This window comes from Micromonospora sp. LOL_025 (assembly GCF_048060285.1).
Taxonomy (GTDB): Bacteria; Actinomycetota; Actinomycetes; order Mycobacteriales; family Micromonosporaceae; genus Micromonospora.
This window is the reverse complement of the sequence record NZ_JBHMIR010000100.1, coordinates 1-1,013: the sequence shown is the minus strand read 5'-3', so window position 1 is coordinate 1,013 and position 1,013 is coordinate 1. Positions and strand designations below refer to the sequence as shown.

The 1,013-nt window shown below is 72.3% G+C and carries 1 protein-coding gene; it reads left to right on the top strand.

Translation table 11 applies throughout. From position 1 onward, the window contains the following. Positions 1-39 precede the first annotated feature (39 nt). Positions 40-1,013 (top strand): amino acid adenylation domain-containing protein (locus ACFHW0_RS31650; protein ID WP_416613293.1); only part of this gene is annotated, 974 nt, incomplete at its 3' end.

Sequence of the window (1,013 nt, the reverse complement as noted above, 5' to 3'; positions counted from 1 at the left end):
ATCTACACGTCCGGTTCCACAGGCACGCCGAAGGGCGTCGTGCTGACCCACGACAACCTGACGAACTTCCTCACCTGGATGCGCGAGGAATGCGCGGTCGGCCCGGACAGCCGGATGCTGCACTGCTGCGCCCCGGTCTTCGACGTGGCCCTGGGCGAGATCTACACCGCGCTGACCTCCGGCGCCCGCGTCGTCGTCAGCTCCCGCGACGATCTCCTCGACGCCCGCCGCCTCACCGACCTGATCGCGAAGGAGCAGGCGACCCACGCGTTCTGCCCACCCACGAACCTCGCCGCCGTGGACCCGGCCGACTGCCCGAGCATGTCGTGCGTGACCCTCGCCGGGGAGCCGATCCCGCCCCGCATGGCCCGACGGTGGACGGCCGCCGGCGCCCGCCTGATCAACGCGTACGGGCCCGCCGAGGCATCCGTGGCGTGCACGTGGTTCGACGCGTCGGCGGGCTGGGGCGGCGCGTACGTGCCGATCGGCCGGCCCATGCCCAACCGCCAGATCCGCGTCGTCGACGGCGCGCTCGGCCTCGTCCCCATGGGCGTGCCCGGCGAGATCCTCATCACCGGCGCCGGGGTCGCCGACAGCTACCTCAACCGACCCGACCTGACCGCCCAACGGTTCGTCACCGACCCGTACGGCGGCGGGATCGCCTACCGCACCGGCGACCTGGGCCGGTGGAACGCCACCGGAGCACTCGAGATCCTCGGCCGGATGGACCACCAGGTCAAGGTCAACGGCATCCGCATCGAACTCGGCGAGATCGAGGCCGTCCTCGAACAGCACCCCGACGTCGGCACCGCCGTCGTCACCCGCCGCGAGGACCACGGCACCGCCCGGCTGGTCGGCTACGTCACCGGGCGCGAGGGTCGCCTCCCCGTCACCGCCGAACTACGGGAGCACGCCGCCGCCGTGCTCCCGCCCTACATGGTCCCCGCCGTGATCATGGTCCTCGACCGGTTCCCCGTCGGCGGCACCGGAAAGATCGACAGACGGGCGCTACC